At 60.8% G+C, this 26464-nt stretch carries 28 protein-coding genes and 5 pseudogenes; 20 read left to right on the top strand and 13 right to left on the bottom strand.

The genetic code is table 11. The annotated features are described in order from the left end of the window. Positions 1-498 precede the first annotated feature (498 nt). On the top strand, positions 499-702 hold the full coding sequence (locus J4G43_RS39875; RefSeq protein WP_028154667.1) for a CsbD family protein: 204 nt from the start codon (positions 499-501) through the stop codon (positions 700-702). A gap of 528 nt (positions 703-1230) precedes the next feature. On the opposite strand, the pseudogene J4G43_RS39870 reads toward J4G43_RS39875, so the two are convergent. After that, a pseudogene (locus J4G43_RS39870) lies at positions 1231-1308 on the bottom strand (SDR family NAD(P)-dependent oxidoreductase); the annotation flags it as partial. A gap of 156 nt (positions 1309-1464) precedes the next feature. Here J4G43_RS39870 and J4G43_RS39865 point away from each other — a divergent pair. Together J4G43_RS39865 and J4G43_RS39860 are read left to right on the top strand one after the other, a co-directional pair. Then, a complete protein-coding gene (locus tag J4G43_RS39865) occupies positions 1465-2025 on the top strand; it encodes a type 1 glutamine amidotransferase domain-containing protein (RefSeq protein WP_039147055.1) in 561 nt (186 codons plus the stop codon). 5 nt (positions 2026-2030) lie between these two features. Next, positions 2031-2483 (top strand): PPC domain-containing DNA-binding protein, encoded by a 453-nt coding sequence (locus tag J4G43_RS39860; protein WP_038936829.1) that lies wholly within the window; start codon positions 2031-2033, stop codon positions 2481-2483. 206 nt (positions 2484-2689) lie between these two features. Here the strand turns inward: J4G43_RS39860 and J4G43_RS39855 are convergent, their stop codons facing one another. The 4 genes from J4G43_RS39855 to J4G43_RS39840 all read right to left on the bottom strand — a co-directional run bounded on the left by J4G43_RS39855 (position 2690) and on the right by J4G43_RS39840 (position 4048). Beyond that, entirely contained in the window at positions 2690-2992 is a 303-nt protein-coding gene (locus J4G43_RS39855) for a hypothetical protein (RefSeq protein WP_028154436.1), read from the bottom strand. 176 nt (positions 2993-3168) lie between these two features. After that, on the bottom strand, positions 3169-3378 hold the full coding sequence (locus tag J4G43_RS39850) for a hypothetical protein (RefSeq protein WP_041959927.1): 210 nt from the start codon (positions 3376-3378) through the stop codon (positions 3169-3171). Next, positions 3375-3593 carry a hypothetical protein gene (locus tag J4G43_RS39845; RefSeq protein WP_038936831.1) on the bottom strand — a complete coding sequence of 73 codons (219 nt, stop codon included), beginning with the start codon at positions 3591-3593 and terminating at the stop codon, positions 3375-3377. Before J4G43_RS39845 ends, J4G43_RS39850 begins: the two co-directional genes overlap by 4 nt. Positions 3594-3781: 188 nt before the next feature. After that, positions 3782-4048 (bottom strand): hypothetical protein, encoded by a 267-nt coding sequence (locus J4G43_RS39840; protein WP_038936832.1) that lies wholly within the window; start codon positions 4046-4048, stop codon positions 3782-3784. 310 nt (positions 4049-4358) lie between these two features. On the opposite strand from J4G43_RS39840, the gene J4G43_RS39830 reads away from it, so the two are divergent. Beyond that, the gene (locus tag J4G43_RS39830; RefSeq protein ID WP_038936834.1) at positions 4359-4826 is read left to right on the top strand and encodes a metallophosphoesterase family protein; all 468 of its coding nucleotides are present in this window, start codon (positions 4359-4361) and stop codon (positions 4824-4826) included. Between the two features lie 41 nt (positions 4827-4867). Here the strand turns inward: J4G43_RS39830 and J4G43_RS39825 are convergent. Further along, a pseudogene (locus J4G43_RS39825) lies at positions 4868-4963 on the bottom strand (VapC toxin family PIN domain ribonuclease); the annotation flags it as partial. Further along, positions 4960-5206, bottom strand: a pseudogene (locus J4G43_RS39820) (FitA-like ribbon-helix-helix domain-containing protein). The pseudogenes J4G43_RS39820 and J4G43_RS39825, both read right to left, overlap by 4 nt. Before the next feature lie 402 nt (positions 5207-5608). Between J4G43_RS39820 and J4G43_RS39815 the strand changes: the two are divergent. Together J4G43_RS39815 and J4G43_RS39810 are read left to right on the top strand one after the other, a co-directional pair. Continuing rightward, entirely contained in the window at positions 5609-5791 is a 183-nt protein-coding gene (locus J4G43_RS39815; RefSeq protein ID WP_249795787.1) for a hypothetical protein, read from the top strand. Positions 5792-5850: 59 nt separating this feature from the next. Continuing rightward, the gene (locus tag J4G43_RS39810) at positions 5851-6336 is read left to right on the top strand and encodes a ribonuclease toxin HepT-like protein (RefSeq protein WP_228411335.1); all 486 of its coding nucleotides are present in this window, start codon (positions 5851-5853) and stop codon (positions 6334-6336) included. Here J4G43_RS39810 and J4G43_RS39805 read toward each other — a convergent pair. Then, positions 6318-8663, bottom strand: coding sequence for a response regulator transcription factor (locus tag J4G43_RS39805; RefSeq protein WP_208088259.1), 2346 nt, complete (start codon positions 8661-8663; stop codon positions 6318-6320). The two genes, J4G43_RS39810 and J4G43_RS39805, sit on opposite strands and share 19 nt — an antisense overlap. Before the next feature lie 1037 nt (positions 8664-9700). Between J4G43_RS39805 and J4G43_RS39800 the strand changes: the two genes are divergently transcribed. The 4 genes from J4G43_RS39800 (at position 9701) to J4G43_RS39785 (ending at position 12230) form a co-directional block, all read left to right on the top strand. Beyond that, a complete protein-coding gene (locus J4G43_RS39800) occupies positions 9701-10735 on the top strand; it encodes a glycosyltransferase family 4 protein (protein WP_208088258.1) in 1035 nt (344 codons plus the stop codon). Between the two features lie 114 nt (positions 10736-10849). After that, positions 10850-11071 carry a hypothetical protein gene (locus J4G43_RS39795; RefSeq protein WP_208088257.1) on the top strand — a complete coding sequence of 74 codons (222 nt, stop codon included), beginning with the start codon at positions 10850-10852 and terminating at the stop codon, positions 11069-11071. Between the two features lie 139 nt (positions 11072-11210). Further along, a complete protein-coding gene (locus tag J4G43_RS39790) occupies positions 11211-11624 on the top strand; it encodes a PRC-barrel domain-containing protein (RefSeq protein ID WP_225005366.1) in 414 nt (137 codons plus the stop codon). Between the two features lie 138 nt (positions 11625-11762). After that, positions 11763-12230: a hypothetical protein gene (locus J4G43_RS39785; protein WP_038936841.1), complete on the top strand. Its 468-nt coding sequence runs from the start codon at positions 11763-11765 to the stop codon at positions 12228-12230. A gap of 297 nt (positions 12231-12527) precedes the next feature. Here J4G43_RS39785 and J4G43_RS39780 read toward each other — a convergent pair whose 3' ends face one another. Next, positions 12528-12755 carry a response regulator gene (locus J4G43_RS39780; protein ID WP_208088256.1) on the bottom strand — a complete coding sequence of 76 codons (228 nt, stop codon included), beginning with the start codon at positions 12753-12755 and terminating at the stop codon, positions 12528-12530. 331 nt (positions 12756-13086) lie between these two features. Here J4G43_RS39780 and ku point away from each other — a divergent pair, with 331 nt between their 5' ends. The 4 genes from ku (at position 13087) to J4G43_RS39760 (ending at position 15227) form a co-directional block, all read left to right on the top strand. Then, entirely contained in the window at positions 13087-14016 is a 930-nt protein-coding gene (ku, locus tag J4G43_RS39775; protein WP_208088255.1) for a non-homologous end joining protein Ku, read from the top strand. A 44-nt stretch (positions 14017-14060) separates the two neighbouring features. After that, complete coding sequence (locus J4G43_RS39770; RefSeq protein ID WP_038936844.1) at positions 14061-14288, top strand: hypothetical protein; 228 nt, start codon at positions 14061-14063, stop codon at positions 14286-14288. 31 nt (positions 14289-14319) lie between these two features. Next, positions 14320-14922: a cell envelope integrity/translocation protein TolA gene (locus J4G43_RS39765; RefSeq protein WP_039147069.1), complete on the top strand. Its 603-nt coding sequence runs from the start codon at positions 14320-14322 to the stop codon at positions 14920-14922. Between the two features lie 77 nt (positions 14923-14999). Beyond that, positions 15000-15227 carry a hypothetical protein gene (locus J4G43_RS39760; RefSeq protein ID WP_038936846.1) on the top strand — a complete coding sequence of 76 codons (228 nt, stop codon included), beginning with the start codon at positions 15000-15002 and terminating at the stop codon, positions 15225-15227. Positions 15228-15340: 113 nt separating this feature from the next. Here the strand turns inward: J4G43_RS39760 and J4G43_RS39755 are convergent, their stop codons facing one another. Continuing rightward, positions 15341-15601, bottom strand: coding sequence for a hypothetical protein (locus tag J4G43_RS39755; protein ID WP_038936848.1), 261 nt, complete (start codon positions 15599-15601; stop codon positions 15341-15343). A 436-nt stretch (positions 15602-16037) separates the two neighbouring features. Beyond that, positions 16038-16223: a DUF3606 domain-containing protein gene (locus J4G43_RS39750; RefSeq protein WP_038936849.1), complete on the bottom strand. Its 186-nt coding sequence runs from the start codon at positions 16221-16223 to the stop codon at positions 16038-16040. Positions 16224-16333: 110 nt separating this feature from the next. Between J4G43_RS39750 and ligD the strand changes: the two genes are divergently transcribed. Next, positions 16334-17251 (top strand): non-homologous end-joining DNA ligase, encoded by a 918-nt coding sequence (gene ligD, locus J4G43_RS39745; protein ID WP_039147073.1) that lies wholly within the window; start codon positions 16334-16336, stop codon positions 17249-17251. Between the two features lie 164 nt (positions 17252-17415). Continuing rightward, positions 17416-20562, top strand: a complete 3147-nt coding sequence (locus J4G43_RS39740) for a GAF domain-containing protein (protein WP_225005365.1) — start codon at positions 17416-17418, stop codon at positions 20560-20562. Positions 20563-20897: 335 nt separating this feature from the next. On the opposite strand, the pseudogene J4G43_RS39735 reads toward J4G43_RS39740, so the two are convergent. After that, a pseudogene (locus J4G43_RS39735) lies at positions 20898-20987 on the bottom strand (3-oxoacyl-ACP reductase); the annotation flags it as partial. A 28-nt stretch (positions 20988-21015) separates the two neighbouring features. Here J4G43_RS39735 and J4G43_RS39730 point away from each other — a divergent pair. Both J4G43_RS39730 and J4G43_RS39725 read left to right on the top strand, forming a co-directional pair. Beyond that, the gene (locus J4G43_RS39730; protein WP_175627452.1) at positions 21016-21177 is read left to right on the top strand and encodes a hypothetical protein; all 162 of its coding nucleotides are present in this window, start codon (positions 21016-21018) and stop codon (positions 21175-21177) included. A gap of 417 nt (positions 21178-21594) precedes the next feature. Continuing rightward, positions 21595-22458: a nitroreductase family protein gene (locus tag J4G43_RS39725; RefSeq protein ID WP_038936854.1), complete on the top strand. Its 864-nt coding sequence runs from the start codon at positions 21595-21597 to the stop codon at positions 22456-22458. Between the two features lie 628 nt (positions 22459-23086). Here the strand turns inward: J4G43_RS39725 and J4G43_RS39720 are convergent. Then, the gene (locus J4G43_RS39720) at positions 23087-24472 is read right to left on the bottom strand and encodes a carbohydrate porin (RefSeq protein ID WP_208088254.1); all 1386 of its coding nucleotides are present in this window, start codon (positions 24470-24472) and stop codon (positions 23087-23089) included. A gap of 204 nt (positions 24473-24676) precedes the next feature. On the opposite strand from J4G43_RS39720, the pseudogene J4G43_RS39715 reads away from it, so the two are divergent. Both J4G43_RS39715 and J4G43_RS39710 read left to right on the top strand, forming a co-directional pair. Then, positions 24677-25158, top strand: a pseudogene (locus tag J4G43_RS39715) (low affinity iron permease family protein). Continuing rightward, positions 25155-25685, top strand: a complete 531-nt coding sequence (locus tag J4G43_RS39710; protein ID WP_208088253.1) for a DUF1003 domain-containing protein — start codon at positions 25155-25157, stop codon at positions 25683-25685. The pseudogene J4G43_RS39715 and the gene J4G43_RS39710 overlap by 4 nt, the downstream one beginning before the upstream one ends. Positions 25686-26464 lie beyond the last annotated feature (779 nt).

The following is a 26464-nucleotide window of genomic DNA, read 5'->3' as shown; positions in this document are numbered from 1 at the left end:
GTTGGTCAATAGGCTGCCCAGGAGCCGCCGTACCGATGCACAGCGGTTCTGATCGCTTTGAGCCCTCGCTATCGCTTGTCGTTCGTCATCCGCGAACGCGTGTTCATCAAAGGATATTGGAATAAGGGGAAAAATTATCGCTACTAACCTGCATCACGTAAACGTTTTTCATGACCTCAAGCCCGGCATCACTGCCGGGCTTTTCTTTTGGTCGGACGCAATTTGAGGCAGAGCAAATCAAACGTGCAGCTAAAAGGCGGCAGAGTAAATCAGCGCCGCGTTCCCGCAGGGCGAGCGCCAGAGTGGGTTAAGTTACCATGTGGGCCGCTTCGCCGGAACGGAGTTGATCGCCTCGCGGACCAAGCGCGTGGCGTCTCACCGTCGGCGCGTCGGTCCAGTTTTAAACACTGCGCCCGCGCCTGATTGACGCTATCCTCACCGAGGAACCAGCGTCGGCGAGCTCCGTTGATCGATCTTAGTCGTTCAAGGAGGAGCGCCATGGACTGGAACCGCGTTGAAGGCAACTGGAAGCAGATGAAGGGCAAAGTGAAGGAACAGTGGGGCAAGCTTACCGACGATGATCTTGATGTGATCAACGGGAAGCAAGAGCAACTCGAAGGGAGATTGCAGCAACGGTACGGCTACGCCAAGGATCAGGCGCAAAAGGAAGTGGATGAATGGTACGGTCGCCAAAAATGGTGATGACGGACATTGCTGGTTGAAATCCGAAGGGCCGCTGTCTCTGAGCAGCGGCCCTTGTTCATTACTAAAGCGCCCGGAGTAGTCGGTATAGTAAAGGTCGTGAACTGCTTTGCTGCACCATTACGCCTCGCATTCCACCGTGGAAGCAACCGCGGCGCCGCTACCACTGCCTGAGGATGTTCCGAAGGCCGAGGACGCACTAGCCAGGCCGTACACTAGTTTGGTGGTGGAGAGTGTTCGGTCAGGGACGCTGCCGAACACTCGCTCTAGGCGATCCGCCTACCGCTTGTATTGGTTCACCTGCCGCACGATCCAGCGGCGGGTGTGGCCTAGCTGTGGAATCGCAACAGGTCGTCCTTCGGGAGGCCGAGGCGCTCTGACGTGATTGCCGATCCAATGGCGATGGCCAGAGCGACAGCAGTATGACTAAAGCTGCTCGATTCGGACTCCGGACCGAGCACTATCTATGCACGCTTCGACGACACGGCGCTCGCAAAGTAGGACGGTGAAAGGCGCTGCGCGGCTATTCTTCGCGCCCTCTTTAACGAAGCGGCGTGCTGTCGCTTCTCCGATGCCGGAAGCTGCTCCTGTGACGTTGACGACCTCCGTGGAACCTGCTGGTCATGCGAGACGCTCCGGCTTCTAACCCTCATAACCTTCGTCTCGGCGGTCGGATCCAAATTCTCGACTGTTTCCGCTTTTCAGGAACGATGTTCGAGACGGTCGATTGTTGGACAACCCCCGAAACGAAGGATTGGACCCATGGATCTGACCGGCAAAAAGATCGCCATTCTCGCCACGAACGGCTTCGAGCAGGCCGAGCTGGAAGTGCCGCAGGAGCGCTTGAAGAAGGCTGGCGCAACGGTCGATGTCGTCTCGCTCGCCGCAGGCGAGATCAAGGGCTGGGACAAGAAGGATTGGGGGCGACCGGTGAAGGTCGACAAGACGCGCGACGAGGCATCGGCCGCCGACTACGACGCGATCGTATTGCCTGGCGGGCAGATCAATCCGGATCTTCTGCGGGTCGAGTCCAAAGCGCTGAAGTTCATCAAGGATATCTTCGATGCCAAGAAGATCGTCGCGGCCGTCTGCCACGCCCCTTGGCTTCTCATCGAGACCGGCATCGCGAAAGGTCGCAAGATGACCTCCTTCAAGTCGATCAAGACGGATGTCGCGAACGCCGGTGCGAAGTGGGAAGATGCAGAGGTCGTCGTCGATCAGGGCGTCATCACTTCTCGCAACCCCGGCGATCTCGAGGCCTTCTGCGCCAAGATCGTGGAAGAGGTCAAGGAAGGTCGACATACCCAGCGCAGCGCGGCCTAACGACGATGAAGAGCACCAAATTATCAGGCGAGGCGGGTTCGAAAGCCCGCGTTGTCATCCTCGATTCCGGGGAGGAAGCGTTCACTACGCTCACCAAATTCGCAAACGACGCTGGAATCACGGCGGCGTCGCTCACCGCCATCGGCGCTTTTGAAAGGGCGACCGTTGGCTGGTTCGATTTCGAGAAAAAGACTTATAAGAAGATCGAGATCGCGGAGCAGTGCGAGGTGCTGAGCGCGATCGGCGATATTGCGGTCGGCGACGACGGAAAGGCAAGCCTCCACGTGCATGTGGTCCTGGGTCTGGCCGACGGTACAACCCGGGGCGGGCATCTTCTCGAAGGAAAGGTTCGACCGACGCTCGAGGTTATCGTCGCGGACACGCCAGCTCACCTCAGACGGAAGAAGAAGCCAGATCTCGGCATAGCTCTGATCGATATCGTGGCAGGAAAGATGTGACGAGTTGGTGTAATCGACGTCGACTAGGCCGATCGGGTCGGGCTAGGTTTCGTTCATTCGGTACCTTTGCGCGTGACGCCTTCTACGCGATCCAGCGCCCGGGTTCGATAGCGATAGCTGAGAACGCCATAAGATCAGTGTCGTGAGGAGGACAATCGCTCCAAGGAAAAAGCTTCGAGACCTATCTTGCTCTCCTTTCGGCGACTTTACGCAGCGCGTCGTTTTCTGGTCTTGGCCGCCTTTTTGGCGGACCTCGAACGCTCCGATGCCGGCCGCTTGGCCGAAGCCGCGCCACCCAATCGACCACCTTTGCGGGACGGCGAATGATCTTCCTCAGTGCCGCGACCCGAGCCGCTCTTCTTCCCGCCGTGGGTTTCCTTGTTTACGGTCGCCCACGCGCGCCGCTCGGCTTCCTTCTCCGGAACGCCACGGTGTTCGTAGCCTTCTTCGATATGCTCGGCCTGTCGCTTCTGCTTGTCGGTGTAACTTGACTTGTCGCCACGAGGCATGATGCTCCTCCCGTAGAACGGAAATATTCGTTTTAAGACTGGGAACGGCCGCCGGTTCCAATCTCAGGACGTCTCTTAACGCGGGAGCGATGCGAGGTCCAAGGCATGCGAGCCGATAACGCGGCCCCGCTCCTCGCTCGCTGATCAGGAGGCGGAGCATCGACGGAATCGCGCAGTTAGGCGAATTCCTTGATCGCTTCGGCCAGTGCCGCGCGCGCGACCTCTATCAATCCGGACAAGGTCTTATTCCCGTGGGCGGCGCTATCGAGCAGCTTTTGTGCGATCTCCCTTCTGATTTCATGGGCACCGCCGTGAGGGAGAGACCGACAAGCTTCTTCGAGGGCGACTTCGAGATTGGCAATCGTCCGGTCGTCGAGCGCTTTCATGGATCGTCGTTGCTCCAGGTCGGCGGCTGCGGTCCGCGCGAGTGGGCCCATTCGTCCACGTGGCACGCGATGTCTGCTTGGCGGACTTTTTTGAGCATCTCTTCGCGAGCGGTGCCGGGCGGAAGATTCGATGCCTTCTTAAGGGCTTCCTTCGCGAAAATGGCAAGCCGGTCTTTGAGAAAATTTGATTGCTTGAAACGACGCCGTTTCGACATGCGCAGCTTCCTCCTAGGGCGGACCACAACGCGTGTTCTCGTCGCCGATAGTGCCTCGGGCCGCGCGGCGACGGATTAAGTTAGGTCCAGGCGATCGGAGCCGCCAAGAAGAAAAACGACGTGAGCAGCTTCACGATTTGGAACCGAGCGCGTTGCGGCGCCGCAAAAATGTTTTCTTTCTTGCGCGCTCAGTGTTGGGGCGGGCATTCGGGACAAGTGTCGCCGATCGATCCGAGCACGTCGCAGATCTCCGTGACGGCTTCCTCCGGCGAGATGCCGGACGGCGGATCCTGGCGGGCGATGTCGAAGGCGCGTTCTCGGGCATGAGGATCGGCGCGGTCCTGCGCCCAGCCGTGCTCTTCGCATTCGTGGATAGCGCCGGCCTCCTGCAGCACGTTGATGGCCCAACCTCGCAGGGTGCGAATCGCCGGCCGTCGTTCTTTCGTAATCAGCATCGAGGTTGCTCCTGCCGGGACGAATCCTTCCGCCCCCTCCGTCGTTCCAGGCGGTTAGCACAGGGCAGGGATTCACAATCGGCGGGATCGGAGCTTGTCCACGTGTTCCGCGGCACCTGAAGGCGGGCAAGCCTGCCAAGAAGCCCCGCAAGGCGGCGGGCTAAAAAGAGATGTTGATGCCGATCGTCGGCAAGAAGCCGGAGAAGGAAGCGGCGGCCAAGAAGCCCGCGACGGGCGAGCGGCGGAAGTCGGCCTAGGCGGCTGTTGTTCGGGACATCGGCGCGATAGGGTGCTTCGTCCGGACGCTTCGATGATCTTCACGATCGGTATCATCTCCGACACGCACGGCCTGCTTAGGCCGGAGGCGCTGCGCGTGCTGGCCGATGTCGATCACATCATTCACTGCGGCGACATCGGCGATCCCGAGATCATCACCGTACTGCGTAGAATTGCCCCCGTCACGGCGATCAGAGGGAACGTGGATACGGGCGAGTGGGCCACCGAATTTGCCGAAACCGAGTTCGTGCGGCTCGCCGGACGGCTGTTCTACATTCTGCACGACCTCAACACCTTGCAGGTCGATCCCGTAGCAGAGGGCATCGATGTCATTATTTCCGGCCACTCCCACGTGCCGAAGATCAACACCGTCGACGGCTTGCTATACGTAAATCCAGGAAGTGCTGGGCGCCGACGCTTCAAGCTACCGATTACGCTTGCGAGCCTCGAAGTCACGTCCGACGGACTGAAACCAATCATCCACGATCTTGCCGTCGGATAGGCCCTGCTGCGGCACGTCCAGTCAGGCGAAACTCTCGGTGCCGTTTCGGCCGCCTGGGCGTCGAGCCAGTTACGGACCGATGGATGCGGTTCGGGCTTCATCGCCTCGGAGACCACATTGGTATCGAGCAAGATCATTCGAAGTGCATCGGCTCAGCGGGAAGCGCGCACGGCCATGTTCAAGTGCCTCGACATCGGCATTGTTGAGGCCGATCTTCCGGCTCATCTCCGAAAGGGCGGTGCCGAGCCGCAGCCGACCCTCGGGACGCACGGCGGCCTCAAGAATGTTTCCGCTTCCGCGCTGCGATTGTGCTGCGCCGCGCGGACTTTCAGAGCACGATGCGTCTCCTCGGAGAGGTTACGGATGGTGACATCGGCCATTATGGCGTCCTCCAGAGACGGCCGGCGATGCTATCAAAGTCAAATATTTGATGGCATTCTTCAAGGGATAATAGCCTCAGATCGGTAGATCCAGCTGCACGTACCTTTCGATTTTACCGCCAGAACGGGAAGCCTCCCGCCCGGAGCGTGAAGCAGTAGCCATCGCCGTCGAGGCCGGAGTCGTGCCCTTTTTTGTTGCTGACGGAGTGCTTATTTTGGCCAACGACACCCAGTTTTCGTTGAGGACATCCCGTGTCCGGCATTGTTACAGTTGCCGAGAGGAAATCCCGCGAAACCGCCAGACGGCGGGCCCCGGCCGATCTCGTCATGTCCGAGATGAGGGCCTTGGGCGCCGAGCGTGGCGGAAGCTTTCTGATCTTCGGTTCGGCTGCCGAGGATCGGATGAAGTTCGACAGCGACCTCGACGTTGTCGTCGATTTTCCCGCCGATTTGGAATCGGAGGCCCTCGAATTCGTGGAAGACGCCTGCCGTAGGCAGGACCTTCCGGCGGACATCCATCTCAAATCCAGGTCGAGCGAGCGCTTTTTGGAACGCATCCGCGGTCATATGGTGCAGATGCCATGAGCGACGCCAGATGGACGGACGTCGACAAGGACCTCGACTACGCGCTGATGCACCACGGCATGGCGATCCGTCTCTTCGAGGCCGCAGGCTTCGATGCGCCCGACCTGGATGGCTACAGGAATTCGAGAGCGTTCATGCACGCGATGGGAGCGGGTTATACGTCGATCGAGAACGCGCTTCTCGGGTTCTCGCCATCCGGCGAGGCATGGCACAAGGATCTCATCGACCGCCTATCGAGGCTGCTGACGGGGGAGAACGCCAGGCCGGCATTCTTCGACGCTGAAATGCGCCGCGATCTTCTCGAGTGCCTAACGATGCGGCATCGCGTCCGGCACAGCGAATACGACGAGTTCGTCGCGAGCAAGGCCGAACCCATCGAGGCAGTGCGCCGGGTACTCCCTCGCATCAAGGATGTCGCCGCGCGGTTCAAGAAGCAGATCGACCCCGATCCGAAGGATGAAAATGACGGTGGGGATGGGTCTGGGGGTGGCGCACTTAAAACACGGCCCGTCCATTCAGTAAATTGCTACACAATCAAATCGTGAGCCGCATGGAGATTGGCGTGCCAGGAGTGGTCGTGGTGCGCATTTGAAATATCAATCCCGTCAGCATCCTGGACCGGCTCCGGCCCCTCGCGCGCAACAGCATGCTGACCATCTCCATAGGCTTTTCCATTTCCGTGGCTCAGTTGCTGAAGGTCATACATGCCTGAAGACGTATTGTCGGCGCCACTCTTAAAATGAAAGGAATCGCCAAGGTCGGTGCCAACCGCTGATTTGGCCTGATCTGCGTTGTCGGAAGAAGGGCCGCCCTTTCCTTCAGTCTTAATCTTCAATGCCGAATGTGCGTCGTTGGCAGAATTTACGGACGCCATTGGTATATGGTGCTGCGGTTTGCCACTATCTAAATCACCTGCCTGTGGATGCCGTGCGTGTTGCTTGCCGGCCGCGGAGCCATCTTCAAAAGTCTGCAAATCGCCGTGCGCCTGTCCGCGATTCGAATCTTCTCCCAGGGTCTCATGCTTGGCATGCCCCTTGGCGGCCACGGAGCCGTTGTCGGACTCCTGCAGGGCCTTCTGCGATTGACCGTGATTTGAACCGTCTCCCAGGGTCTCATGCTTGGCATGCCCCTTGGCGGCCACGGAGCCGTTGTCGGACTCCTGCAGGGCCTTCTGCGATTGACCGTGATTTGCACCGTCTCCCAGGGTCTCATGCTTGGCATGCCCCTTGGCGGCCACGGAACCGTTGTCGAACTCCTGCAGGGCCTTCTGCGATTGACCGTGATTTGAACCGTCTCCCAGGGTCTCATGCTTGGCATGCCCCTTGGCGGCCACGGAGCCGTCGTCGGACTCATGCAGGGCCTTCTGCGATTGACCGTGATTTGAACCGTCTCCCAGGGTCTCATGCTTGGCATGCCCCTTGGCGGCCACGGAGCCGTCGTCGGACTCATGCAGGGCCTTCTGCGATTGACCGTGATTTAAACTGTCTCCCGCGGTCTCAAGCTTAGCGGCTTCGGAGTTGTTGTCGGGAGCGCGCAAATCGGATTGCGATCGACCTTGATTTGACCCGTTTTCCCGGCCTGTCTGCGTGGGGTCACGTTGCGCGGCTTCGTTCGCCGCCGCCGCAACAACATCAATGGTCCCGGAACCTCGGGGAATAGCAGTTTCTCGGCCACTGCCGCGATCCTCCGCATGGGCGTTGCCGACATAAAGCTCGCTGCCGTCTGTGGCGATTGTATCGCCTTGGGCGAACTCGAATGCGAACGCCCCACCGTACACGGCCGTACCGCCGAAATTTGCGCAGCCGAGAAGTGCGGATGCCGGTCCGTTGGCGTCGCTTGCGGTTGATGAAGTAACGATGTCATCGCCGAAATCGAACGCTTGCACGGCGTGGTTGGCACCATCGACCTCGTAGATCAAGGCGGCGAAAGCTGCAACCATGAAGATGTTGTAGCTGCTCGAACCCGACCTCGGCGCGTTCAGTGCTGCCTGCACAAATTGGCTCGCGGCAATCTCGGCCACGGGGTCGACGAGTTTGCCGGTCGGCGATGACGTCCCGCTTGCGGCGCCGGCGCGGTCCTTGCTCGCGCCTCTGGCCGGGGTGCCACCTGATACTGCTTCCTTGCGGCTAATTTTAATGGTGACGACTTCCGCGCAGCCGTTTGCGGCCATGACCGTGAAACTTTCGGTTGCGGCGTGACCGGGCGAATCGTCCAACGCTGCCCAGATCGCAGCTGCCAGGATACTCATCGCGCCATAACGGCGCGACAATGCAAGCGCGGCGAGCTCCGTCCGGCTGTTGATTCTGAGCTTCTCTCGCGCGTGGTCGATGTGAATCCTCACGATCTCCAGAGAGACACCGAGCATCCGAGCAATTTCACTGTCCGACAAACCTTCGGCGACGAGATCCATGATCGTCCGCTCGTTGACGGTCAGAACCCCCAGAACGTTATTGCCGAACGAGGCGATTCCATTAGCTTCGTTACCGACCCTCGCCAGGTCTGACCCCGATTTTTCCAACCTCAGGGACTGCAGCAGCGCTTCTGGTTTGGCGTTCATCGAAATCGCGCCGCAAGCACCGGTCGCCAGTGCCCTGGCGAGATCGCCGCAGGCGACAGTAGCAGTGAAGAACACCAGCCGGGAGGAAAGACCTTCGTCGTCCGCGACGGCGAGGATGTCGGAGGCGGTTACATCGGTGAATCCGTCCTCCAGTAACACCACATCGGGGGTCAAACTGCGAATGGCCGCAAGGCAACTTGCTCCATCAAGACAGCATGCGACTACTTCGAAATCGGGCTGCGCTCCGAGCAGCGATGCAAAACCCTGCAGAACAATGGGACGTCGATCTGCTATCACAAGTCGAACGCGACGCATGGGCTTCCTTCGCTCGGCCTCGCGCACAGCATGCGAAGCGGCGACTTAACTCCGCTCGACTGATTGCGTTCCTAATTGTCATAATGGTTCGTGCGGACGCTTCTGACGATGAGTTCAATCAGTTAGTGACAGCTCCATATGGCTCGGCTCTTAGCCGTCCGTCAGAGGTCTACCGCTCCAAGTCGGGGAGGGGGCTGCAGCTTGAAGATGATTGCTCGTGATCCCGCTTGTGCAATCGAGGAGTGAAGCGCTGCTCAAAGCTATTTTATCCCGGCAACGCTACAGAAAAGGATCCCCGACCGGCGTCTCGCTTTCGAGCGGACCGACAGCTCTCACCAGTGCCGATAGTGCCGATGCCAGTCGTGCCGAACGACCGGATAGGAGTCGCGGTAACAGGCGGTAGTTCGGATCACCGACAAGGCCGGACCGTGCTCGACTTCATGGAAGCCAGGCCTTCCGAGCCGCAGCTGGAACGGGCTGCTCCGTCGAACGCCACGACGGCGCAGAGGCCGCGCCCAGGCTTCTTGGCTCCATAAGGGCCGGCCGAGCCAACGCCTGCAGAGCCGCCGGGCGGCACGTGAGCGAGCGCGGGCGAAGGCATCCTGACCAGCCCGTTGTCTAGGATCGGGAAAAACCGGAAACTTTCCGGAATGCTTTGAGTTGGCAGCGACTGGGTTCGGTCACCGGAGAGTGAGCATGGTCGACGAAGTCGTCTTGAAGAAAAGCCACGGAGACCGCCTGGACGGTGTACCGCGCGCGGCACCCCGATGTCGATGCACACGATAGCCGGCGCTCCTGCTGGAGCGCCACCTCTACAGCAAGTCCTAAGCGTGGAGGAGCGATACCGAAGAACTCGCTGGCTTCGGGATAGCTTACCTGCAGCGGCTTGCTGGAGACGAATGTTGACGGCCATAAAAATGCTCGCGGCGCGAGTGGCTCGCGGAAGCACGAGACCGGCATGGACGCTGCTCGCGATTTCATTCCTCATGTCCGCAGTTGTCGTGCTAGTTCTGCGGTTCGTGTCCGGGGCCTAGCCGATGCGGATTGCCCAACTTGCTCCGTTGGCCGAGAGTGTCCCTCCAAAGCTTTACGGCGGCACCGAGCGTGTGATCGCTTGGCTGGTGGACGAACTGGTCGAATTCGGACACGACGTCACCCTGTTCGCAAGCGGGGACTCGAAGACGAAGGGAAAGCTCCAGGCGGTGTGGCCGCGCGCGTTGCGCCTAGGGCGGAAGGGTGCGGACCCGAATGCCGCCTGCGCGCTTCTGATCGAGGCCATCGCCAAGCGCGCGCGCGACTTCGACGTGATCCACTCCCACGTCGACTGGTTGCCCCTTCCGGTGCTGCGCCGGACCGGCGTGCCTTTCCTGACGACAATGCACGGCCGACTCGATCTCCTAGGCCTGCCCCAGGTTATGCGTGCTTTTGCGGACGCTCCATTCGTCTCGATTTCGGACGACCAGCGTCGGCCGCTACCGGAGGCGAACTGGATCGCGACGATCCAGCATGGACTGCCCAAGGACCTGTTTCGGCCCTCTTGTGAATCAGGTTCGTACTTGGCCTTTCTCGGTCGGTTGACGGCAGATAAAGGGCCCGAGGACGCCATGCGCATCGCGCGCGGGGCGCGGATGCCGCTGCGGATAGCCGCCAAGATCCCTCGCGCGGAGAGGGCCTATTTCAAAAATCACCTCGAGCCTAACATCGATGGCCAGCAGGTCCAACTCGTCGGCGAGGTCGACGACGCGAAGAAGCAGCCGTTCCTCGCGAACGCAGCAGGCCTGCTGTTTCCAATCGGTTGGCCCGAGCCGTTCGGTCTGGTCATGATCGAGGCAATGGCGTGCGGGACACCCGTGATCGCGTATCGATCAGGCTCGGTGCCGGAAGTGGTGGACGACGGCGTCACCGGCTTCATCGTCGACGGGGAGGAGCAGGCGATCAAGGCCGTGAAAGAATTGGGCCGGCTGGACATACGAGTGGTCCGCGCCCGGTTCGAGGAGCGCTTGGCCGCAAGCCGGATGGCGAATGAGTACGAAAGCCGATATCGGGGGCTGCTCGCAGGACGCCTTGCGTAAGACAGCACTTCCGGCTCGCGCGGACGCAAAGGATCCGAAAAGGGTCGGCCTGTTCTCGCCTTTCAGGGAACGGCTTGGATTCCAGCTCGTTGAGCTGCCTACCAGGAGGCTCCAATGAAGACGATCTTCTCCGCGACGGCAGCTCTTGTTCTGCTCGCTACGGCGGCTCTTGCGGACGAACCGTCCTCTGCGCACCCGAACGGTCGTGCATCCGAAGAGTCCGCGAAGCAAGCGGAAGACTGCGCAAAACAGGTGTGGCCCAATTTCTCGGAAGCCTGCCTCCACTCGGTAGGCAAGCGGATCGTCGTACGGCTTGTGACCACCGAACGTCGGTGAAGGACGCCGGAAAGCACGGGCCACCTCGAGTCCTTGGTCGCACTGTTCCTCGATCGGGAACAAGCGGCAATTCCGGACGTTGGGGGCCGGCATCCAATCGATGAAAAGCTTTCTTGCCGTCGTTTTGCTCTGCACCGCCGTGATCGGCGACGCTGCGTTCGCGCAATCCACTCAGCCGTCCGATCGCGCCGCTCCGGCGGCGACCGCTCAGCCCTCAGACGCGATGGTGGCACTCAAGGGAAATTGGCGCGCCTCCAAGCTGATGGACCTGAACGTCTACAACGAGGCCAACGAGAAGCTGGGCGACATCAACGAACTGATCGTCGACAAGAGCGGCAGGATCGACGCGGCGGTGATCGGCATCGGCGGCTTCCTCGGCATGGGCGAGCACGACATCGCCGTCCCGATGGACAAGCTCAAGTTCGTCGAAGAGCCGGTCCGGACCAGCTCGAGCAGCACCTCGACCACGCCGCGCGGATACAACCACCGGCGCCGCATCGACGACCACCACGAACCGCAGGCACCCCACTGGAGCGCCTGTTGCCGAAGGTGAAGAGCGCGTTCCCGCCGATTCAGACTAATGAGCCCTCTTTTGTGGATCCCGGCTCGAAGTGGAACAGAGCTGTTGACGCCGACTTTTCCCTGACAGCAGGCGAACGCAGTCGGCTTGAATGCGAGGAACAGGGACGCCATGAAGAAGGTAATTTTGACCGCCACACTGGTTCTTGCCACCACGGCCTGCGCCGCGACGGCACAGCCCGTCCGATGGACGACCTACGCCATTCCCGAGACCGGCACCGCGGTCGATTTCCCGGCCTCGATCTTCACCGAACAGTCGAGCAAGCCCGACGGCTACGGTCAGCGGTTCCGGACCCCCGACGGCCGAGCGGACATCACGGTGCAGGCGGCTCCCAACGTTTCGAACGATTCCCCGGCCGCTTTCCTCGCCAAGAAGCGTCCGCCCGCGCAGATCCAGTACAAGCGCGTGACGTCGCGCTTTTTCGCGGTCTCGAGCTACAAGGGCGACAAGGTCTGGTACGACCGCTGCAATTTTTCCGGCCGCATGGTCCACTGCGTGCTCATCAACTATCCGGCCAGCGAAGAGCGCGACTGGGACGGGATCGTGACCCGGATAAGCCTATCGCTTCGTGGCGACTAGCCGCCTCAGGAACCGTGATCGCTCCAGAAGTGGCCAGGCGCGCTGCCGTGTCCTGATCCGAGGTAGCTTTGGTTATTTTGAGGAGCGTGATCGCGGCTTGCCGGTCGTGCGACTGCGACGTGTTATGTTACTGTTTCCTGATTTTCGAGCATGACTCCGGGCACGCGTTTCCGTTCCTGGCGAGCGAGAGTACAAATTCATACACGGTGTCGGAAGGGACGAGCCGGAACCCGCTACGGCTGGGGGAGCTGGGGGTCGTCCACGAGTCCGCGAAGAGCAACCTGAAGTTCGTCGACCTTAAAGGGATTCCGCAACAGGCGGGAGCGTTCGGCTGACAGCGGCCGTTTCGGAGTAGCCGCTGGCGAAGATCACGGGGAGGTCGGGCAATCGCCTCAGGCGCCGAGCGACGTCCGCGCCGCTCATTCCGGGCATCGCGAAATCGAGTATCGCCGCGTCCGGCGTTACCGCGCCGATGGCCTCGGTGGCCGTGGCTCCGCCTTCGGTGATGACACGGCCGGTAGCCAAGTACTTTCCAGCGAATCCTTGAGGAAAGCGCGGAAGTCCGGATCGTCGTCCACGACTAGGACGCTCGCTCGTCGGGCTTCGGGCTCAGCCTCGACCGTGGCCTTCTCGACGTTCGATGGGATTCGGTCGGTCCTGCGCAGAAGCAGCCGCTCCGTCGTTCCTCGTCCGCGCGCGCTCTCGATCTCGGCTGCGCCGCCGGACTGCCGCAGGGTGCCGTAGACCCGGCTGAGGCCTAGAATGAATCTCGGGGACGAGCGGTTCGCGTGTCGGAACGGGTCGCCCCCGTTCGTCTTGAGTCGAAGTCCCCGTACCCTGGAGCGTTGTGTTCACCATGGCCCCGCGATCGAACTGGAAGGGCTTCCTCCGACTGTCCCTCGTTACCTGTCCCGTCGCGCTCTATCCGGCGACGTCCGAGAGCGAGAAGATCAACTTCAATCAGCTCAATCGGCAGACTGGCCATCGGATCAAGTACCTGAAGGTCGACGCCGATACCGGCGACGAGGTCCCCAGCGAGGACATCGTTAAGGGCTACCAGCTTGAGAAGGACCAGTTCATCGAGGTGACCAAGGAGGAGCTGGAGGAGCTCGCGCTGGAATCGACCCGGACCATCGAGATCGACGAGTTTGTCGACCGTACCGAGATCGACCCACGGTATCTGATCAGGCCCTACTATCTGCGTCCGGACGGGAAAGTCGGCCACGACGCCTTCGCGGTCATTCGCGAGACCATCCGAGATATGGACAAGGTCGCTATCGGACGCGTGGTGCTGACCAACCGCGAGCACATCATCGCGCTTGAACCTAGAGACAAAGGGCTGATAGGCACCCTGCTGCGCTATCCGTATGAGGTTCGCGATCCGGCGGAATATTTCGACGATATCCAGGACGTCAAAGTAACGAAGGACATGCTCGACCTAGCCAGGCACATCGTCAACCAGAAGGCGGGTCGGTTCGATCCCGAGAAGTTCGAGGATCATTACGAGACAGCGCTGGTCGACCTCATCAATCTGAAGCGCGCGGGGAAGCCGATCACTCCGAAAGAACGGCCGAGGGGCGAGAACGTCGTCGATCTGATGGACGCGCCGCGGAAGAGCGTCGGCGGCGCCGCGGCCGAGACCAAGGCACCGAAAAAGCCGGTCAAGAAGGCGAAGAAGGCCTCGGCGGGCCAAAAGGAGATGCTGATGCCGATCGCCGGCAAGAAGGCGGCGAAGGAAGCGGCCGTAAAGAAGCCGGCCGCCGGAGCACGGCGAAAGTCGGCTTAGGAACCGATAGGTCCCGAGGACTTTGGCAGACGTAGGAGGAGTGTATGGATGCAAGCGAAACCGCGGCGATGACAGAAGCCTCCGGGTTGACGAATGATCAGCACGGTCTTGAGAATTCTCTTCGGGAGAAGCCATGGACTAAGAAGCAAGTGGACCTCGGACGGTGGGCGGAGGAATTGGCCGAGCGGCTCCGGAAGGTGACGGTGGAAGCGCCGTTGCGCTCGCTCTTGGCGGCTTTCGTGCTGGGAGTTTGGTTCGCCCGTCGGCGTTGAGATCTAACGTCACCACCGGCCCGCAGGCTCCATGCCAAGAAAACTGAAAACCTACCAGACCTCGCTGGGATTCTATGATCTGGCGATCTCGGCGCCATCGATGAAAGCGGCGCTGGACGCCTGGGGCGCGGGTAGCAACCTCTTTCATCAGGGCGCCGCGAAGGAGACGGACGACCCCGACGCCGTTGCCGCGACGATGGCGCAGCCTGGCGTGGTGCTTAGGCGCCCCGCCGGATCGAACGGACGCTTCGCCGAGCATTCCGACCTGCCGACCAGCGAGGAAGTCGAACATCCTCACACGAGCCGATCGAAGGCGAAGAAGTCCACAGGCCCGCAGATCAGCGAGAAAGCGGTCAGCAGGGCCGCGGTCGATTTCGAGCGGGAGCGGAAGCAGCGTGACGCAGCGCGCCGGAGCGAACTCGCTGAGGACGCCAAGAAGCGCGAGCGTCGCGATCGAGCGGTCGCCAAGGCGCAGGCTGCATTCGATAAAGCCCAGCGCGAACATGATGTCCGAGCAGGCCACATCGAAGCGGAGCGCGACGCCGTCGGGAAAAGGGCTCAAGACGAGGAGGCTCGTTGGCAGAGAGAGAAGGGGAAGCTGACCGATGCTTTGCGACGCGCTCAGAACGAGTAGTGCTGAACTTTGCGAGTCGGAACGGAGTGCGTCCAGATCCGTTGGATCCGTACATCTTTCACGATCGGAGACCGCACATGAAATGGATTTTGGCAACGGCTTGCGCAGCTACGATTTCTCTCACTCTGACGCCCAGTGCGGACGCCAAGGGCTGCATCAAGGGAGCCATCGTTGGTGGTGTCGCCGGACACATGGCGGGACACGGCAAGCTCGGCGCTGCGGCCGGCTGCGTCGTCGGTCATCACGAAGCGAACAAGGCCGACGCCAATAAGGCAAACGCTCAGGCACCTGCGGATCAGAAGTGATCAGTTTGGATTTTCGCGCGCCAAGTCGGCGCGCGACGGGCATTTCCATTTTTAAACCCGAGCGCGTTGCGGCGCGGCAAACTCGTTGTATGCGCTCGCTGGCGCGCTCGGTGTTAGGCCGTGCATTCCGGGCAAGTGTCGCCGATTGATCCGAGCACGTCGCTGATCTCCATGACGGCCCCCTCCGGCGAGACACCAGAAGGCGGATCCAGGCGGGCGATGTCGAAGGCACGTTCTAGGGCATGAGGATCGGCGCGATCCTGTGCCCAGCCGTGCTCTTCGCATTCGTGGATCGCACCGGCCTCTTGCAATACGGCGAGCGCCCAGCCTCGCAGTGTTCGGATCTCCGGGCGTCTGTGTTTCGTCATTAGCATCGCGTCGCTCCTGCCCGGACGAATCCTTCCACCTCCTCGGTCGTTCCGGACGGTTAGCACGGGATTGGGATTCAGAATCAGCATTGCGGACGACTATCCACCTGTTCCACCCGACCGTGCCATAAGCGTAGGCAATCAGCCTTCCTCGGCGGTCAGGTTCATCGAGCCATGTTCTTTGCGGATTCGGAGGATCGGGAAATCACGTGAGGTTGCTACGGCAGAGCTCGTTCAAGGTCTCAAGCGGAAATAGGTTCGTCGGCCTCTATGGGGGCCGGAGTAAAACGAGCACAACCATCCGGCCAAGGCTGCGGGCGTCTCTGCTCGACCGCCAATGGCCATTGAGACGGTCTTCGCCGCAGCGGAAAAGACCGGACTTTCTCCATAAGTTGCAGGGTTTGACTATGCGGTCAGGTGTTCGACGCCCGTGATCGCGGGCCTACCGGCCGAGACGCTTCTCCACTTTTTTGCGGGTGTTGCCGACCTTCTTGACCGCTTTCTTGACCGCGGAGGCCGAGCGCTTGGTCTTCTTGGCTTCGTAGCCGACTTCGTGCTTCTGCCCGCCGGCGACGCGGGCCCGGTCCTGCTTGCGTCCTCGCGTGGTCTTCTTCGCTGCCTTTGCCATGGTCGGCTCCTTCATTGAACGATGCCGAAGCAACGTCACAAGGATTAACTGGTTCCGGAACTATTCCGCACGTGTAATCTTGAATCGCGTTTGTTGCGTGGAGTTAGTTCGTGGCGTCTGCGCGTAGTAAGCCGGCCGATGGAGTCAAGGCACCGTTCCCGGATTTCGTCGAGCCGGCCCTGGCATCCTCGATCGAGAGGGTGCCGTCCGGAGAGCGATGGATTCACGAAATCAAATTCGACGGCTACCGCGACCAGACCCACATCCTCAACGATGCCGTCAAGATCTTCACCCGCCGCGGTCACGACTGGACGCATCGCTTCAAGAAGGCTGCCCACGACGCTTGGCGCATCAAGGCAAAGTCCGCGGTCGTCGACGGCGAGATCGTCGTGCCCGCAGCCGACGGTACCACCGATTTCTCGGTCCTTCAGAACGAGCTCAAGGGTTCGTCCGACAAGATCGTGCTGGTCGCCTTCGACCTGCTCTACCTGGATGGCCGCGACCTCAGGAGGCTGCCGCTCTGGCAGCGCAAGGCCGCGCTCAAGAAAATCGTCGCGGGCACCGACGTCCAATTTAGCGAAAGCTTCGAAATCGAAGGCGCCGAGATGTTCGCCCACGCCTGCAAGCTCGGGATGGAAGGTGTGGTCTCGAAGGTCGGCGACTCGACCTATCCGAGAGGCCGCAGCAACGACTGGGTCAAGAAGCCCTGCGCGCAGCGCGAGACGCTGACCATCGCTGGTTTCGCCCTCGACGGCACCAAGTGGGACGGGCTCTACGTCGGGCGGCACAAGGGCAACGATCTCGTCTACGCCGGTAAGGTGGACCACGGCTTCGACAAGGTCTCTGCCGCCGAGCTCCGAAAGCGGCTGGAGCCGCTAGTCCGGAAGACGCAGGCCTTCGCGAAGCGGGTCGCGCACAAAGGCATCTGGGGCGAGCCCCGGCTGAAGGCGGAGATCGAGTACCGCGCGAAGTCGGCGGAAGGGAAGGTCCGGCACCCGTTCTTCAAGGGGCTGCGGGAACACGTGTAAGGCGCGTAAGGGCTAACCGGCGCGAAGAAACGTTTTTGCGATTTCCGCGTTTGTCGTCATAGTTTTGGGGCACGCAGCGATCATCGTAGCCGGAGGCGTTCTGGGTGGATACAGAGTCGATTTCGGATAGCCATTCGTCCCCCCGCGACTCCGACCCCTCGTCAGTGCTGGCGGCCCTGGGCGACATCATCCGGAAGATATCGAACGCCGACGATCTGGCGTATGCCGCCGCAGAACTACTCGGGAAGACGTTTGGCGTCAGCCGCGCCGGCTACGGCACGATCGATACCACCAAGGAAACGATCACCATCGCGCGGGACTGGAACGCACCCGGCGTTCAGAGCCTGGCCGGCGTGCTTCAGTTTCGCGACTACGGATCCTACATCGACGATCTGAAGCGGGGCGAAACCGTCATCTTCGAAGATGCGAGATCGGACCCCCGGACGCGCGATCACGCGGCGGCACTGGAGGCGATCTCCGCGCGCGCGATCGTCAACATGCCGATCTCGGAGCCGAACGGCTTGGTCGCCCTCTTGTATCTCAACCACGCCGAGCCTCGGAAGTGGTCTCACCGCGACATCGCTCTGATCCAGGAAGTCGCCGAGCGGACGCGGACGGCGGTCGAGCGGCGTCGCGCCGAGACGACCGTCAAGCAGAACGAGACGAGGCTCGTCTTCCTCGATGCGCTCGCCAGAGAGACCGGCAAAAGCCGGGACGCCGATGCGATCCTCGATGTCACGACCCGCATGCTCGGCGAATATCTCGGCGTGTCGAGTTGCGCCTACGCCGACATGGATCCGGATCAGGATGGATTCACGATCCGGGGCGACTGGGCGGCGCCGGGAGCGATGCACCTTCTCGGCCACTACAGTCTTGCCGACTTCGGCAGGCGCGCGGTCGTAGATCTTAGAGCAGGGCGGCCCCTGGTCATCCATGACAATCTCAAGGAGCTCGCGCCGGAAGAAGCCGCGACGTTCCAGAATATCGGTATCGGCGCCACCATCTGCATGCCGCTCGTCAAGGAAAAACGCCTAACCGCGCTGATGGCGATCCATCATCGGCACGCTCATCGGTGGACCGACCTCGAGCTCGCGCTGCTGGCGGAGGTTACCGAACGTTCCTGGGCGCATATCGAGCGAGTACGTTCCGAAGGCGACGCGCAGGAGGCGGCGGACCGCCTGGAGCTCGCAACCAAGGCCGCAGGTATCGGGACCTGGGACTACGATCCGGTGAACGACGTTCTGCGCTGGGACCGCCGCTGCAAGGCGCTCTTCGGGTTGGCGGAAGACGCGGCGGTCACCTATGACACATTCCTGCATGGCTTGCACCCCGATGACAGGCAGCAAGCGGACGAGGCGGTGCAACGGGTGCTCACCGTCGGAAGCGGAGGCAGCTTCGAGGTCGAGTACCGCACCATTGGTGCGGACGACGGCGTCGAACGCTGGGTCGCTTCCTCGGGGGAGGCCATCTTCGAGCATGATCGCGCGGTCCGCTTCATCGGCACGGTGCTCGACATCACCGCCCGCAAAAAATCGGAGCGGCACCTTCGGATTCTCAACGACACCGGGGCATCGCTCGCGAAAGAGCTCGATCTCGAGAAGATCGTCCAGATCGTCACGGACGCCGGCGTCGAATTGAGCGGCGCGCAGTTCGGCGCCTTTTTCTACAACGTGCTGTCCGAGGACGGCGGAAGCTACATGCTATACGCGCTCTCGGGTGTGCCGCGATCGGCCTTCGAGAATTTCCCGATGCCACGGGCGACGGCCGTGTTCGAGCCGACTTTTCTGGGAACGGCAATTGTCCGCTCCGACGATATCCTGCTGGATCCGCGATACGGCAAGAACGCGCCGAGGCGCGGCATGCCCGAAGGGCATCTTCCCGTTCGGTCCTATCTGGCGGTGCCTGTCATCTCACGGTCCGGCGAGGTTCTCGGGGGCCTGTTCTTCGGACACAGCGAGCCCGGGCGCTTCGGAGAGGAGCACGAAACGGCGCTCTTGGGCATCGCCGGTCACGGCGCGACCGCGATCGACAACGCACGGCTCTTCCAAGCGGCCGAACTCGAACTCAAGCAGCGGCGCACCGCGGAAACCACGCTGCAAGCGCTGAACGCCGATCTCGCAAACCGCGTCGCGTCGGAGATAGCCGAGCGTCTTAAGGCCGAGGAGCAGCTCCGACACGCTCAGAAGATGGAGGCCGTGGGGCAATTGACCGGCGGCATCGCGCACGACTTCAACAACATGCTTGCCGTGATCTTAGGTGGCCTCAACCTAGCGCGCCGAAAAATGCGTGCGGGCGACTACAATATCGACCGGTTCGTGGATGGCGCGGTCGATGCCGCATCGAGAGCGGCGACACTCACGCAGCGTCTGCTCGCGTTCTCGCGGCAGCAGCCGCTCGAACCCGAGACCCTCGACGTCAACAGGATGATCGCCGGCATGAACGAAATGCTGGACCGCGCGCTGGGGGAGACGATCGCAATAGAAACCGTGCTCGCGGCCGGATTGTGGCGTGTGCGCGCCGATCCCGGTCAACTCGAAAGCGCGGTTTTGAACCTGGCGGTGAATGCACGCGACGCGATGCAGGGCGGCGGCAAGCTGACCATCGAGACGTCGAACGCGTTCATCGATGCGAAGTATGCTCACGACTACGGCCTCGCATCCGGGCAGTACGTCCTCCTCGCCGTCACGGACAACGGGGCTGGCATGACCGAGGACGTCGTTTCCAAAGCCTTCGATCCGTTCTTCACCACCAAGGAAGTCGGCAAAGGCACCGGCCTGGGCCTCAGTCAGGTATATGGTTTCGTTCGGCAATCGGGCGGCCATGTGAAGATCTACTCCGAACCGGCAGTGGGCACCTCGGTCAAGATTTATCTGCCTCGCCAGGTCGGCGACGAAGGCAGCGCCTCGAAGGCGGAAGTCGAAACACCGTCTAACAGCGGTGCGCCGGTTGAGGTGATCTTGGTTGTGGAAGACGACGAGCGCGTCCGCGCGATCTCTTGCGCCACCTTGCGGGAATTCGGGTACACCGTCGTCGAAGCAGGCGGTGGACGCGAAGCGATCCGCATCGTCGAAGGTGGCGTCGCGCCGGATCTCCTGTTTACGGACGTCGTCATGCCGGAGATGACCGGCCGCGAACTTGCTACGGCGCTACTGAAACTCCGCCCAGCGATGAAGGTACTATTCACGACCGGCTACACGCGCAATGCCATCGTACACAACGGGGTGCTCGATCCCGGCACTAATCTGATCCCCAAACCGTTCAACATCGAAGAGCTTTCCGCCGCGGTCCGCAAGCTGCTTGACGGGCTCTGATTCGCTGGTGACGTCTAAACGACCGCGTAGAGTCGGCCGAGATCGAGACCGGTTGGATGCCCGTGCCCGGCCAGGCCCAAGGTCTTATCGAGCGAACACCATGCCGACCTAAGACTTGCGCGGATGCTGACTTTGAAATTGAGCGTCATTCAGGACTACGCGATCCAGGCGCGCGTTGCGACGGTAATAGGCGACACCGTGTTCTTGGGCGTGAAATTCGCCGAAACCGACGGTCCGCTGCTACCGTGCAAAATCCGGCCATCGGTGCCAGCACGATCGGATGCTCGATCTTGAACAGTTCAACAAGACGTCGGTTAGACCACATCGCACACCTCCTACCAGTGGCCGGCGGACGCGCCGCCATCGACATGCATGATCTCGCCGGTGACGAAAGCCGCGCGCTCCAGATACATCACGGCGTCGACGGATGTGGCGCCGGGCTTTCCGTTGCCCATGGGCGAGCTGCATCCGCTGCGTGCCGCTGCTGAGCAGAATGGCAGCACCGACTTCACGCCACTCTGGTCAGGCCAGGCAGCCGCGCTCGCCCGGGAGATGCCCGCCAAAATGTTGATCGATCTCATTGTACAGGAAGCCACCAAGTTTGGGGGCGGCTGATGTGCGGCTTAAGATGCAGACCAAAGTCCGAGTTGGGTCGATATTGTTGCAAAGTCGAAAATCGAATAACCTCAAAAATCTCGTGGCAGTTGATCTTTGGACTTCTCTGCTGCTGCGTCGCTTTTCGACGCCGCGACGAGGTCAGTGGTCGATTTTGGATGAATCGATATGGTACCTCACGTCGCCGCGCGTAAGAGGCATCAGCGGCTCTAGGAATTTTCGTTCGCCACCCCAAAAGACTTCTTCAACCTGGGGTAATTCCAGGATTGAGCCAAGGCGAAGGAATCAGCTCTCCAGGAACGTAAGTGGCCAGGCTCATGTGGCCTTGCAACGATTGGAAAGCGGCAATGGAATACTATGTCGGACTCGACGTATCGCGCAACCCGCTGTTGAGCAGCGATCGCGCCGGAGGCCCTAATGTCGAATGATGCACTTTTTCAGGACGTCATCAGGAAAAGACGTAGCGTACGCAAGTTTGAACCTGGCCGGAATGTCGATCGGGACATTCTTCGAAGGATCGTCGATTGCGGCCGATGGGCTCCTTCCGGCGCCAACGTTCAATGCTGGGATTTCATCGTTGTCGACGACCCGGTCGTGCGTGATCGAGTTACGGGCGTGTTCCTGCGGCAGGCACAGCGCCTAGTGGACCACGCGAAGGGATTTCCTGCGGTCAAGAAAACCTATTTGGCGAATACCGCCGCGATCATTCTGGTGCTCGGCGATCCTCGCTGGAAGGTCTGCTTCCCTCAAGCCACTACTAGGGAGTGGGATCCCGAATATCGCGCTAACAATGAGGCTATCTTCCTTTGCTCGCTTGGCGCCGCGATCCAGAACATTCAACTTGGCGTTGCGGCAGAAGGGCTAACGTCCGCATGGCTCTCGGGTGGTGGCGAGGATCTGACCAATCGGGAGCTCGCGGAGGTTCTGGGCTATCCGATTTGGATGAAGGCTTACGGCACGATTCCAATCGGCTATCCGGCCGTCGATCAAGACCGTCGATATCGTCGGCCTCTTGAGCAACTGGCGCATTGGAATGGCTATCAACCCCGCCAGTACCGTCGACACGCGCAGGTCGACTTTTACGAAAGCACGTTACGTCCTTTCGCGATGTATCGCGGCGACGAGTCCGTCGACTCTTGGCCGGACCGGGACGAGATGCTCGGAGAGTGGAAAGAGGCTTTTGCAGGCGACATGGCCAATCCGGATGGAGTGTTGGAGCAAGAGGCGGACTTCTCCGTCCCGAGGGTGATAGGTCAGGCGACAAAGCGCCGCAACAGCTGAGAGTTTCCCGAGGTGCTCAGAACCGCGGGGGCCCACGCATCGGCACCAATACGTGACGAGAGTGCGGCGGCCCGCATTACGGCTGTAATGCTTCAGCTCGCCCCGGTTCGATCGTCAGTCCACATTCCCCTCGCCACACTTCGGGCTCACTACCAAGGCGGTGATGTCGAGGCTGGACTGGCTGACTTGGCGGCACCCGCTGGCACGCTGATTGACGATCTGCTGTGGTGGACCGCAGCCTTGAAGACGGCGCGCGGGCTGAAAGGGTCGTCACGATCGTGATCGGCCGCGGAAGAACCGTACCGAGCAAGAGTTCATAACGATTTATCGGCTCCATGTCCTAAAAGTCAAATTGCATGATCATGGCACCTCATTGGACAATGGCGTTAAAAAGCTAGCAGAAATCTGACGTCCAAGAAGGCTGCTCGCGCCCGCCAAAAACTTGTCATAGGAGGGGCGTCTATTCGCCCATCCCGGTGACACAGTGCGGTTGTAGATCGGTTGATAGGGATAGACCGGAAATTTGCGGTTGAGAACCAAACCGACGCGATTGACCTTAGCTAACCTTGCCGCACTGCCTGCCGACCTCAGCTGGTGGACTCTTAGCTGGCCCCAACCTCTAGCCGCTTCAAAACTTCGCAACCGTTCGCATCCCAAGGACGATGGCGTCCTTCAACGACACGCCCGGCATGGTCCCGGTCGGGCTGGTTGCACCACCACCGGGGCGGCGAATGTACTGGAAGTTAGGTTGCAATGTGAGGCCGGCGCGCACCTCATACTGATAGACGGCGGTCAACAGGCCTTCAGACGTCCGCACCGGCCAATTGGGTCCGTACCGAGACTGGAAGTCGTGGTCCAACGCCGTTGCCCATTGCGATACATGGGCGTAGGCGACGGCGACGCCGAACTTATCGTGCGGCCGCGTATCCGCGAGACCGACGAATTCAAATCCCCCGTCGGCGTAGACATCGATCAGGTTGCGGTCCGGTGGCGAGTACGACGCACGTGCGAACACGCCGATGCCGCGGTCGTCGTCGCCACGAACGCGGAAAATCTTCTGTTCGAAGACACCGTAGATCCCGTAGTCACCCCCGAACCTGGCCGGCGTTTCCGACGTCGCGGGGTCTGCGAGCGAAAGCCCACTTGTATCGAAGCGCTCGCTGTCAAAACTGCCAAGATGACGCCAGCCGCCTAGCTTGAGCTTGCCGTCGAGACCGGGATCGCCCTTCTTCGCATTCCACTGAAACTGAGCCTCAGTGAGCAGCAGCGGAGGATCGTTGACGCGAAAATTCAGCCCGTACCGGTCGCGAAGCTGCGGATCGTCGGAACCCGGGCCGGCGGGATTGCCGTCGAAGACCGCTCCGATAAGGGTCAAATTGTCAGTCACATCAGCACGGAGCCGCGCGCCGACGGCTGCCAGTGGAGGTGAGGGGCCGCCGCTCGGCATATTCAAGGCGAAGATGCCGGGCCAACCGAGTGAGGCATTCGTGAACACATCAGTGTATTTCGCGGTCGCAAACTCGGAATCGGCAGCAAGCTGCCCGGCGCGCAATGCGAGCTTGTCGTCGTTCCACTTCTTCTCGAACCACATTTCGTAGAGACGCGTGGTCGGAAGTGCCTCTATGCCGCTCACATCGAGGAAATTCAGCAACGACCCGCGCGAGAGGCCGCCCCCGTCGATCCGGAAGACGTTGGCATGAAACGTAACTCCGTTCAGCCCGACCATCTTCTGGAGATCGACGTCCATGGCAAAATTGATGCGATCTTCGTAGATCGCACTCTGCTTCGCGCCGCCCGAGGGATTGCCGAGTACCTCGCCGATATATGTCACGGCAAACTTGATGCCGTTTTTCTCGAAAGGATTTGGCAGAAGGCCGAGGGTCGATTCCTGCACCGTGCTCTCGCCGGTATCGGGATCGGATGGCTTCAGATCGTCGGTCTTCTTGTCTTCCTGCGCGAAGGCGCTCCCTAGAAGGAGCGCAACGAGCGTCAGTGCCAGCAGCCAAGCGCGCATCGTTCGACCTACCCCTCCCGCATGGTGCAGTGTTCGGCGGGCCGCCACAACGTCCTTTCGGCACCGCCGACACCATCCTCGTGAGTTACAAAGTGTACACAGCCCGCAACCACCCCTTCTCGGATGCTCGTTTCGTAAGTGGAACCTTCGAGTTCCGCTCCCGTTATCTCGCGTAGGTTTTCGGAAGATCAGATAGGATTGATGATGTCGGCGGCGACCGAAAAACGCAGTGACAAAGGCTCCAGCGGTTCGGCGCGCGAGCGCGCCGGAAAGCTCTTTGGCGACATCGCCAACCGCACATCCAGGCCGCCGGCCGCGCACTGACCTTCATGATTGCCGCCGCCGTTGTGATCATTTGGGCGATCACGGGCCCAATCTTCCATTACTCCGACACGTGGCAATTGGTGATCAATACCGGCACTACGATCGTGACGTTCCTGATGGTCTTCCTGATCCAGAATTCCCAGAATCGCGATAGCGCGGCGATCCAGGTGAAGCTGGACGAGCTCGTCAGGGTGAGTGCCGTGCACAACTCGTTCGTCGGGATCGAGCACCTGACCGACGATGAGCTCGACGAAATACGCTCGAAATGCGAGGTCCGGGCCAAGGCCGAAAAAGCCGGAGAGCAGACCGTAGAGAGTGCCAGGAAGAAAGCGCGTCGCGCCGCGGACCTCGTCACCGAATGAACGGTGAAGCCGATCATGACCGCGGTATCCGACACAGCGCGGTTTCGAGGAATATTGACTGCGTTGTCGAGCTGGAAAAGGAAGAGGAACGAAAACTATCGAGGTTTCATAGGGCTTCTCACATGGTCGGATGGTTCGTCGGGACCATTCATTTTGTGATCCTTCAGCTCCTTCTCGTCGTCGGATGGGTCCTTTGGAATACCTACGGGTCCGCTCGCTTCGATCCTTACCCGTTCAATTTCCTGTCGGCGGTCCTCGCGCTCGAAGCCGTGCTTTTGACGTCCTTCGTTCTGATCCGCCAGAACGCCATGGATCAACGCTCCGAGCAGCGTAATCACCTCGATCTTCAGATCAACCTCCTGGCGGAGAAAGAGGCGACCAGCATTCTCCATAAGTTGGATGCCATCGCTACGAAGTTCGGCGTGGAATTACCACAGGATCTCGAGGCCACAGAGCTTGCGAAGGATACCCAGGTGGAAAGCATTGCGCGCGATATACGCTCCAAGAACGACAAGACGTCCTTCTAACCTTTGGGTGAGGTGAAAGTCAGCTCTCTGGAGCTAGAAAGCTGAACGTGATGCCATCTCCGCGCAGCCAAAAAAGCAGCAAGGAAATCTAGGCACTGGGGGATCTGCCAATCAGGGCACTCCAGGCGCTCTAATCCGCAATTGGATCGGCAGCCGGGATAGGGGCTGGAAAGCGAGCCGTGCCACGTTCGCCCTCTAACTGCAATCTCGAGCTTTGTTGAGCCGGCATTTTACGGAATTCCATTTCGGTACGGGATGTTTTATTGAAACAATCGGGGCGCGGACAAATTATCCGCTAGTCAGCAAAGCCTTAGGCCGGCGCGCCGCCGCGCTATTTTGAGTAATCGCTTTGCCTCCACCCGGAGCGCCTCCGCACGGCGAACAAGCCGATCAGCGGCCGCGCGCAGCTCCTTGATGCGAAACTTGCGGATCTCGCTAGACGTCTCTGTGAGCTTGCCCGACAGATCGCCAGAAACCGGCCGCCGACGCCTTATTTCGCCAGGGAGGTCGTCTGACCGCGGGGTGGGGGTGTTTGAACGCATGGGCAAAGCTCCCAGCGGGTTTCTGTCGCGGTGCTGATCGCAGTTGGCGTGCTCGGGCTGTTGGCTGTCGTCATGGAGGCCCAACAGCACGAGCCGGGAGTCGAATAGGGGCGCCCAGGTTAGACCGGACTTCAGCTGGCGCGGGCCTGACGCGGCCGCCCCACTAGCCTGCTCAGAGCGCCCTCCTCTGCTCGCCTCGCATGTATCGTCCTCGGCGCGAGTTGGGTAAAGGCTCCC

This window comes from Bradyrhizobium barranii subsp. barranii (genome assembly GCF_017565645.3).
Taxonomy (GTDB): Bacteria; Pseudomonadota; Alphaproteobacteria; order Rhizobiales; family Xanthobacteraceae; genus Bradyrhizobium; species Bradyrhizobium barranii.
The sequence above is the reverse complement of the archived record's forward strand: the minus strand, read 5'-3'. Positions and strand labels throughout refer to the sequence as shown.